8 protein-coding genes are annotated in these 9,000 nt (G+C 68.3%); 2 read left to right on the top strand and 6 right to left on the bottom strand.

All coding sequences use genetic code 11. The features are described 5' to 3' along the window. Window positions 1–96 precede the first annotated feature (96 nt). From Pph01_RS21220 to mads6, 3 genes are all read right to left on the bottom strand, one after another. Window positions 97–513: a pyridoxamine 5'-phosphate oxidase family protein gene (locus Pph01_RS21220; protein ID WP_204074851.1), complete on the bottom strand. Its 417-nt coding sequence runs from the start codon at window positions 511–513 to the stop codon at window positions 97–99. 52 nt (window positions 514–565) lie between these two features. Beyond that, window positions 566–1,207: a response regulator transcription factor gene (locus tag Pph01_RS21215; RefSeq protein ID WP_204074850.1), complete on the bottom strand. Its 642-nt coding sequence runs from the start codon at window positions 1,205–1,207 to the stop codon at window positions 566–568. Window positions 1,208–1,351: 144 nt separating this feature from the next. Then, entirely contained in the window at window positions 1,352–2,788 is a 1,437-nt protein-coding gene (gene mads6 / locus Pph01_RS21210) for a methylation-associated defense system protein kinase MAD6 (RefSeq protein WP_204074849.1), read from the bottom strand. A 389-nt stretch (window positions 2,789–3,177) separates the two neighbouring features. On the opposite strand from mads6, the gene Pph01_RS21205 reads away from it, so the two are divergent. Together Pph01_RS21205 and Pph01_RS21200 are read left to right on the top strand one after the other, a co-directional pair. Then, entirely contained in the window at window positions 3,178–4,215 is a 1,038-nt protein-coding gene (locus Pph01_RS21205; RefSeq protein WP_239116889.1) for an NAD-dependent epimerase/dehydratase family protein, read from the top strand. 166 nt (window positions 4,216–4,381) lie between these two features. Further along, the gene (locus Pph01_RS21200; RefSeq protein WP_204074847.1) at window positions 4,382–4,663 is read left to right on the top strand and encodes a hypothetical protein; all 282 of its coding nucleotides are present in this window, start codon (window positions 4,382–4,384) and stop codon (window positions 4,661–4,663) included. Window positions 4,664–4,668: 5 nt separating this feature from the next. On the opposite strand, the gene Pph01_RS21195 is transcribed toward Pph01_RS21200, so the two are convergent. The 3 genes from Pph01_RS21195 to Pph01_RS21185 form a co-directional block, all read right to left on the bottom strand. Further along, window positions 4,669–5,649 carry a methyltransferase gene (locus Pph01_RS21195; protein WP_308441907.1) on the bottom strand — a complete coding sequence of 327 codons (981 nt, stop codon included), beginning with the start codon at window positions 5,647–5,649 and terminating at the stop codon, window positions 4,669–4,671. 200 nt (window positions 5,650–5,849) lie between these two features. Beyond that, window positions 5,850–6,407 carry a hypothetical protein gene (locus Pph01_RS21190; RefSeq protein WP_204074846.1) on the bottom strand — a complete coding sequence of 186 codons (558 nt, stop codon included), beginning with the start codon at window positions 6,405–6,407 and terminating at the stop codon, window positions 5,850–5,852. Further along, window positions 6,404–8,143, bottom strand: a complete 1,740-nt coding sequence (locus Pph01_RS21185; RefSeq protein WP_204074845.1) for a PHP domain-containing protein — start codon at window positions 8,141–8,143, stop codon at window positions 6,404–6,406. The genes Pph01_RS21190 and Pph01_RS21185 overlap by 4 nt, the downstream gene beginning before the upstream one ends. Between the last annotated feature and the right edge of the window lie 857 nt (window positions 8,144–9,000).

Below are 9,000 nucleotides of genomic sequence, written 5' to 3'. Positions count from 1 at the left end.
GCGGCCACGCCCCACTCGCGGAAACACCTCGGACGGCTCGGACGGTGTCTCGGACAGAGGCACGAAACGAGGCATGAAAGGAGACCGGGAGTGAGATCAGTTGCGGACGCGACGACCGGAGATCTGCTCGGGTGCCATCACGATGAAGTGGAGGAAGTGATCGTGATTGGGGGGCGCCCACGACGTCAGGGGGAGCAGAGAGAACCGGGAGATCTCATCGGGTTCCACCACGGCGCGCGCGTGTCCGATGGCGGTGACCGTCCATCCGGCACGCATGGCGGCGTCGAAGTCGTCCACCTCGAAGGCCACCACGGAGTTCTTCGCGGCGGCCGCGACGTTGGAGCCGATGGTGGTGCGGATGACGACGTTGCCGTCGATCAGGCAGAAGGCCACCGGCTGCACGGCGGGGAGAGCATGATCGGTGAAGACGATCCTGCCGATCGCCATCGATGCCAGCAGATCCAGGCACTCGTCCCGAGAGAGGATCTCCAGTCCGGCCGAGTCGAGCTTCATGCGAGCAAGCCTGCTGGATCAAGAGCGACACGGATAAGGGGCAAAGGTCCCGTCATTCCTGTCGATCGGCCTTCAACCGGGCGGCCAGCGCGGCCGCCTGCGTACGGCGCTGCATGCTGAGCTTGCTCAGCAGATTGGACACGTAGTTCTTGACGGTCTTCTCCGCCAGGAAGAGCCGCTCGCCGATCTGCCGATTGGTCAGACCTTCGCCGATCAGCTCCAGGATGTGCCGTTCCTGCTCGGACAGGGCGGCCAGCGGGTCCTTCTTCGTGGCCTGGTCGCGCAGACGCCTGAGCATGGTCGCGGTGGTGTGCGGATCGAGCAGCGACTCTCCCGCGGCCACGGTTCGCACCGCTCCCACGAGGTCAGATCCGTGGATCTGCTTGAGCACATATCCCGACGCGCCTGCCATCACGGCGTTGAACAACGCGTCGTCGTCGGCGAACGAGGTCAGGATCAGGCAGGCCAGATCAGGCACTTTTGAGCGAACCTCCCGGCATACGTCCACCCCGCTTCCGTCGGGGAGGCGCACGTCGAGCACCACGACGTCCGGTCTGAGCGCCGGGATCCGCGCCATCGCCGACTCGGCGGTGGCCGCCTCACCGGCGACCTCGATGTCCTCCTCGGACTCGAGCAGCGCCGCGACGCCCCGCCGGACGACCTCGTGATCGTCGACGAGGAACACCCGAATCATGTGATCACGCTAACCATGGCCCGACGGCCGCTGTAGGGGCCAAGGTCCCGACGTGATTCGCCCGTACCCGAGGACGGGCGCAGGCAGCGGGCAAGGCGGGCGCCCTGAGGGAAACGCGCCCTCAGACGATGAGTGAAAAGACGATCAACGACGGAAGGCACGGCGCACCGCGTTCCGGATCCGCTCCATCACGACCGTACGGCGCTTGCCCGCCGAGGATTCCCCGATGCGCTGGTTGCCGATCTGGGCGTTGCGTGCCTGGCGCAGTTCGAGGCGAGCTGTCGCCGCGTCCGGCCGCTTCGACGGGGTGTGGTCGCGCATGCGCCGCACCAGGTCCATCACCTCGGGCGGAACCTCACCACCGTCGGCCTCGCCGTCCGGGTCCGGGAATGGAAGCTGGCCGGTCAGCAACTGGAAGGCGATCACGCCGGCCGAGTACACGTCCGATGCGGGAGTCATCCGGTCCGGCCTGGCCCGGCATTCCGGGGCCACGTAGTGGGTGTCGAGGATGTTGGGGAGTTCCTGGGCGACGGTGTGCTTGCGCGGTCCCGGCTTGGCGTAGTCGAAACCGGTCAGCATCGCGTGGCTGTTCTCGGTGACGAGGACGCAGGCCGGGGTGAGCGCCCGATGGATGACCTTGTTGGCGTGGACGTGGGCGAGGCCGAGCAGCATGTCCTCCAGCACGTCGAGCTTGGCCTCGGTCGTCAGCGGATGCCCGGTGAGGTGCAGGTGCAGTGCCTGGCCGTGGACGTCGTCGAGAACGAGCACGAACCGGCTCTCGTCGTCGATCGCGAAGAAGTCGCGGGACCGTACGACGCACGGATGCGGCGGGATCTTGGCGAGCGACTGGTAGGCGTTGGCGATGCGTCGCTGCTCGGCCACACGTCGCTGCTGCTCCGCCATCGGATCGGCCCGATAGACCCGGAGCAGGACCGTCTCGCTGGTCGGAGCCGTGGCGTTGACCGCGCGGTATTCGGTGACCCTGCTGTCGCCGCCGAGTTGCTCCTCGACCTCCCAGTTGCCGAACCGGGGCGGTGCCGTCGGCCGGCGCACGGTTCCGTTGAGCGCCTCGATGACCGCCGTCCGGTACGGCGTGGCGTCTCGACTGCAGCCGTGCCGTACGCGGGAGACGTCGCTCAAGATGGTGACCAGGCCGGTCAGGTCGGTGACGTGCCGTGCGTCGCGGCCACTGGGGTCGATCACTACGGCGCCGGGGGCGGTCAGCACGACGATGTTGTCCACATACAGCCGCTCGAGTTCGCGGTGTTCGTCGATCAGGACACCCTTGAGCGCCCGGGCCGTCCCCCTGAGCTTGGCCACAGGGGAGCCGAACGCCTCCCTGTGCTGGGGGAACCACCGAGTGCCCGCCACTTCGAAGCGGCCGCGTGCGCCCTTGACGTCGATGACGCAGAGCGAGTGGCCGGTGAGCACGACGAGGTCGACCTCGAACAGGTCCGCCCCGCGGGGAATCTCGATGTTGTGGAGCAGAAGCCAATCGTCAGGGGCGTTGTCTCGCAGGTGTGCGATGACCCTTCGTTCGGCGTCATTGACGGGGCTTCCGCCACCGACGATCTGAGCCATCTTTCCCTGCCGCCTCTCTGACCATAAATGAGAACTTGATCCTCCTGAGTATCGGTATTCCCGTACCACCACTGGATTCCCCCTGATTGTCCAAGTGCAACCTTTCGTCTGCCCCGCAATGGGCGAAATGCCGGTGAGGTGATCTGGGAGTTTTCCCAGGTGTAAGGGCGTGACGCGCGGGCGCGGTGGGGGTCGACGGCGTGCTGAGGGGCCGCCGGGTAAGGCCCCCGCACATGGCGACGGAACATGACGACGGACTGGACGCGGTGATCGACACGCACTGCTGGCGGTCATCCGCAAGCCAGTGGCCGGGCACCGCCACGTCCGCCCTGGACTCTGTCCGTTTGTCGACCTATTGGTCGGGAAACGCATCATTTATGCGGATTATCGTGGTCGGTGCCACCGGGAACGTCGGGACCAGCGTGGTTTCGGCCCTTGAGTCCGAGCCCTCCGTCACCTCGATCGTCGGGGTCGCGAGGCGGCAGCCCGAGTGGCGGTCCGGCAAGACCTCCTGGCGGACGGCGGACGTGAGCAAGGACGACCTCACGGAGATCTTCGCCGGGGCGGACGCGGTGATCCATCTGGCCTGGCTGTTCCAGCCGACCCATGATCCGGTGACGACCTGGACGTGCAACGTGCTCGGCAGCATGCGCGTCTTCCGGGCCGCCGCGACGGCGGGCGTGAGTGCGCTCGTCCATGCGTCGTCGGTCGGCGCCTACTCGCCGGGGCCGAAGGACGGGCCGGTCGACGAGACCTGGCCCACTCACGGCTGGCCCAACGCGGCGTACTCGCGGGAGAAGGCCTATCTCGAACGGGTCCTCGACGTCTTCGAGAATGACCATCCCGACATTCGGGTCGTCCGCATGCGCCCTGGGTTCACCTTCAAGCGCGAATCCGCCGCCGAGCAGCGCCGCCTGTTCGCCGGCCCGCTGCTGCCCCAGAGACTCGTACGGCCCGGGCTCATCCCACTGATCCCGGACATCCCCGGACTCCGGATCCAGGCGCTGCATTCCGACGACGCCGGCCAGGCCTACCGTCTGGCCGTGACCCGGCCCGTCTCCGGCGCGTTCAACCTCGCCGCCGATCCCGTCATAGACCCGGAGGTCCTGGCGGAGTTGTTCGGCGCCCGCCGGATGCCCGTGCCGCCATGGCTGGCCAGGTCGGTGATCGCGGCCGGCTGGCATCTGCACCTGATTCCGGCGTCGCCGGGCCTGGTCGAGATGGCCCTGCGGATTCCCATCATGGACGTGACCCGCGCCCGGACCGTGCTCGGCTGGCGTCCCCGACGTACGGCCACTGACGCCCTGCGCGAGCTGATCGAGGGCGTGCACGGAGGGGCGGGGATGGCCACCCCGCCGCTCGCGTCGGTCTCAGGACTACATGACCGGATGAAGGAGCCGGCCGTCGGCGACGGACGGCGACGGTAGCCGGCCGCGCCGGAGGGCATACCAGTCGGGGCCCGGGGCAGTACCGAGTGTCGGCACCTGAGGGGCCCGGGCCTGCGGGTGGGGCGTCGCGCGCCGGGAGGGCCGCCCGGCCTCCACGGTCGCGGCCCGCCGTACACGACCCGCCGTACACGAAGGGAGGACTCCGATGTCAATCGTCGATCAGGAATGTGTCAGACGGCTGATCGAGTCCGCTGATCCGAACGTGGCCCTGGTCTTCGTCCGGGGGGAGTGCGTGATCCGCTCACTCGACGAGATCGAGCGGGAGATCGAGGAAGCGGCGGCGGGTGGTGCCAAGCCTCGCCGCACGCTGGTGATCGTGCGGCGGGAGGACATCCCCGGGGTGCTCTCCGGCCAGCCGGTGACCGAGGAGCGGCTCGCCTCGCTGACCCACTGCCTGGACAACATCGCCCGGGATCTCGGCGCCTGAGCGGGCTAACGCACGGCCAGTTCGACGATCGACAACGTCCCGGCAGGGTGGACGGCGACCGTCGTGAGCCCGGCGGATTCCCCCAGGGCGGAGAGTTCGCCGACGCCGCGTTCCCTGCCGCCGAAATAGACGAGCATCCGCAGGTCCATGCCGGTGTTCACGGACTCACCGTCGCTTCCGGTCTTCTCGATGACGAAGACCGACCCCGTGGTCCCGGCCGCCTCGGCGCAGGACCGGAGGATCGACCGGGCCGATTCGTCGTTCCAGTCGTGGATGATCGCGGACAGGAGATAGCCGTCGGCGCCCGGCGGCAGGGTGTCGAAGAAGCTGCCGGCGGCGACGTCGCTTCGGTCGGCGAGACCGGCGGCGGCGAGGGTGGCCCGCGCGGCCTCGGCGGTCTCCGGCTGGTCGAAGACCGTACCGCGAAGTGTGGGGTACGCCCGCAGCAGCGCGGCCATCAGGGTGCCGTTTCCGCCTCCGACGTCGATCACGTGGCCGAGCGATCCCCAGTCGTACGCCGAGATGATCGGCGGTGCCCACTCCGCCACGTCCGCGCCCATCTGCGCGTCGTAGGACGCGGTCCGGACCGGATCGGCCGCGAGGTCGTCCCAGAACGAACGGCCGAACTGCTCGGGGAACGCGGGCCGTCCGGTTCTGACGCTGTGCAGCAGGTGGACGAACGAGAGGTCGGCCCGGCCGATCGCGCCCTCGACGTCCAGCATCTCGCGCAGCCCACTCGGGTGATCGTCGCGAAGCGACTCGCCCAGCGGGGTCAGCGCGTACCCGCCCGCCCCGTCCCGGGCCAGCACTCCCGCGCTCACAAGGTGCCGCAGCAGGCGATCGAGCACGTCGGCGTCGGCGTTCACCGCCTCCGCCAGTTCCTTCGCCGTCCGCCGTCCATGCGTCATGTGGTCGGCGACGCGCAGGGTCGCCGCCACCCGGACCGCCATCGGCGTCACCAGGTCGGCGACCCTTCCCAGACTCACATCTGCGCTGCCTTCGCTCGCCACCCGGACTCCATTCGCGTCGTGGACCGCTCGTCGCCTGTCCTGCGGAGCAGCCCGTTCTATCGCGAATCCCCACGAAGATCACACGCATTTCCCGCCGTGTGATCAGCGCGTGTGATCAGCCCATGGATCAGCCCAGGATGAGCCCGTGTGATCAGCCCGTGTGATCAGCCCGTGGATCAGCCGTGGTCGCCGCAGCAGGGGGTGGGGTTGGGAACCTCAGCGGGCATCAGCATCCCGCCCGAGGCCGGCATGGTGAGCAGGGTCATCACGCCGTCCTCCCACACGGGCCGGACGAAGTCGTTGGTCGCCACCGCGAGTTCGGCGTCCGCCGGCTCCGACTGCGCGAGCACGCGGACCCTCGCGACGGCCGACCGCTCCAGCAGCTCGCCGACCGTCAGCGTGCCCACGAGTTCGTCCCTGCCGGGGAACATGACGATCCGGCCGCTCGCCCGCGACGCGTGGGCCGCCGCCGCGAGCGCCGCACCGTCCGGGTCCGAGCCCGTACGGCTCTCGCCCAGCGAAGCGGACACGCCCTCCGGGAGGAGGGCCAGGTCGACCTGCGTGGGGACGGTCAGGGAGCAGGCCACGTGAGGCGTCCCCGTCGACACGAAATGGGTGCATCCGACCACGTCGGACGGCAGGCCGAGCACCTCCACCACGGTGTGGAGAAGGTGCTCGGCCTCGGTGACCGTCCGTGATCCGGAGTCGATGCCCAGGATCATCGGCGTCGTCATCGGCGGGGCAGGATCCAGATCGGGTTGCTGTAGAACCAGAGGTCCTTCCACGGGTCGGCGTCGCCGAAGACGTCGATCGCGGGGCCGTGCGGGTCGACGGAGGCGCCGAGCAGGCCGGGGGCCGAGCGCTTGCCGTCCGTGCCCCTGAGCCGGACGTAGATCGGCTGGTCGACGGCGCCGACGTTGTACTTGAAGGTGACGGTGCCGGTGTTCTTGTTCACCTCGAAGGACTTGACGACCTTCGTCTTCGGCGTGGTGAAGGTGTCCTTGTCGGAGGCCGGGCCGGTCACGTCGCCCTGGATGACGTCCACCCGAGCGAGGGTCGGCACCTCCTGGGCCCAGTTCGGACGGTTGGCCAGGGTGATCTCGATGGAGACCTCGACCTTGGTGCCCTTGCGGACGTGCAGCGCGCCACCCAGGGTGACACCGCGCGTGTCCGACGTGCGAGCGCGGACGATGAGGCCGCTGATCAGGCCGCCGTGGTCGACCCAGATGCGGCCGGCGCGGATGGCGTCCATGATCGCGCCGTAGCCGAAGTCGGTGGCGCCCACGTGGGTCCGGCTGTAGTAGCCCGGCCAGAAGTCACCCTGGGTCAGGACCGGGCCGCCCCCGTAGACCGGGTCGTTGTAACGGCCGTTGGCCTCGAAGTCGCTGTTCGGACCGCGGAGGCTGGTGTCCTGGTACACGGTGTGCGCGTCGGAGTTCGCGGTGATCCACCAGGTCTTGCCCTCGGCCAGGAGGCTGTCCCACAGGCCGCCCACGGTCGCGGTCATCCAGTCGAAGCCGCCGAAGGTCTTGTAGCTCTCCGGCGGGTAGCCGGGCCAGGAGTCGGCGCCCGGGGTGCTGTCGTAGAAGCCGCGGCCGCCGCCGGGACCGTTCGGCTTGGGGATGCCGGCGGCCTGGTGGCCGGGAGCGCCCTCCATGCCCACCGCGATGGTCGGCTGCGCGTCGCGCCAGCCGCGGATCTCGTGCGGCGAGTCGAGGCCCTTGCGGGCGGGGTGGTTGGCGAGGAACAGCGCGTCGTCCACGCGGCGCCTCTTGACCGCGTCGGCCAGGAAGTTGAGGCCGGCGATCGCGAGGGCCTCGTTCTGCGGCGTGCTGGAGGTCGCGCTCTTGACCGAGCCGTCGAAGGAGTTCTCGAACTCCTTCAGCGTGGAGACCTCGTTGCGGCCGGGGGCCACGAAGACCGTGCCGTGCTCGGCGCCCGGGATGTTCCACTCGAGGCCCTGGAACACCAGGGTGTCCTTGATGACCTTCCGCGCGGCGACGATGTCGGGGTTGACCTTGTCGACGCCGATCTTGGCGTGGGCGACGCTGCCGTGGTCGGTGATGACCATCCAGTCCAGGCCGTACGCGTTGGCGTGCTGGACGTGGTCGATCACCCGGTACATGCCATCCGAGCTGTGCTGCGTGTGGATGTGGTGGTCGCCCGCCAGCCACAGGTAGCCGTCCCTGGGCTCGCAGTTGCTACGTCCCCAGGACTTGTCGTCTGAGTCGGCCGCCGCCTGGCCCTGCGTCCCGAGGACGCCGGCCGCGGTGATGCCCGCGCCGATGAGTCCGGCGCGGCGGAACATCTGACGACGCGACACCTGGCTGGGGGAGAGCTCGGCGTCCGGGATCGACATGTCGATGACCGGCGCCATGTCGCCCTGGTCGAGGGCGTGCTCGTGGGTGTGCCCGTGGGTGTGATCGTGGTCGTGCGAATGACCGTGGGGGTGTGAATGCCCGTGGCTCATGTTGTGTGCCCTTCGTCCCGCCGGAAGGGATCTTGTTCCGGCTACGAAGGCACGATTGCGAGCCCCAATTAACCCGGCGTAAACGTAGCGAGCCGCGAATAGGGCCGGTTACTGTACGGCTACCATTTCGATGTCGGTACGTACCGGGACGATCACTTTCTGTTACGAGCCCGATGGCGGCGTCGCGCGGAAGGCCTCACTTCGCGTGTTCCGAGGGGAAAGCCGAAACGATTGGCGTTCGCCGAAACGATTGGCCGCGGACCGTGACCGGTGCCCGGTTCACGGCGGAAACGGGGCCGTTTCGCGCGCGAAAGCGCGTGCGCCACGGGGTTGCCGCGCATGCGGCGGGGGCCGCGTGGATCCACGCAGGGTGACGGGGGATGTTCTGCCGTCTCTCCTCGTCTGGAACGGCGTGTCGCGTCGTTATCCCAATTTCCGGAAAAGGCCGACGGACATATCGGACACGAAATCCCCCTTTTCTGGGACAAAGGTGGACGTAAGTAGATAGACGTCTGGTGATTTTGTCGTCACTCTGCGTATGGACCCTAGAATGCCGCTCGAATCCATTGCGTACACGGTGTGTTACCTGTGACCATGAAATGGAAGGTCCGGAATCCCCTCCGCCGGGTCGGCACGAGGGCGCGGTATTCCCGCGACTTGAGGGCGGGCCCCGACGGAAACAGGGTTCCCGATTGGGCCTTTAACCGTATTTGCGGCTAAAGCCGCTAATAGCGTCAAATCGGGGGGTGGTCACAATGACGGTTATTCGGCCTCGTGAAAGCGGGGGGCGTGGTCGTGACGGGCGGGGTCGCGACCCGGAGTTCGGTTCCTGGGTGGGGGAGGTGGCGAGAGTGGTC

The sequence above is a fragment of the Planotetraspora phitsanulokensis genome (assembly GCF_016863295.1).
Lineage (GTDB): Bacteria > Actinomycetota > Actinomycetes > Streptosporangiales > Streptosporangiaceae > Planotetraspora > Planotetraspora phitsanulokensis.
Note: the sequence above shows the minus strand (reverse complement) of the source record. Positions and strands in the feature narration are given on the sequence as shown.

Bases quoted from the DNA above. Each gene is read 5' to 3' on its own strand.
- Pph01_RS21220 (WP_204074851.1), bottom strand. From the start codon at position 513: ATGAAGCTCGACTCGGCCGGACTGGAGATCCTCTCTCGGGACGAGTGC.
- Pph01_RS21215 (WP_204074850.1), bottom strand. From the start codon at position 1,207: ATGATTCGGGTGTTCCTCGTCGACGATCACGAGGTCGTCCGGCGGGGC.
- mads6 (WP_204074849.1), bottom strand. From the start codon at position 2,788: ATGGCTCAGATCGTCGGTGGCGGAAGCCCCGTCAATGACGCCGAACGA.
- Pph01_RS21200 (WP_204074847.1), top strand. From the start codon at position 4,382: ATGTCAATCGTCGATCAGGAATGTGTCAGACGGCTGATCGAGTCCGCT.
- Pph01_RS21190 (WP_204074846.1), bottom strand. From the start codon at position 6,407: ATGACGACGCCGATGATCCTGGGCATCGACTCCGGATCACGGACGGTC.
- Pph01_RS21185 (WP_204074845.1), bottom strand. From the start codon at position 8,143: ATGAGCCACGGGCATTCACACCCCCACGGTCATTCGCACGACCACGAT.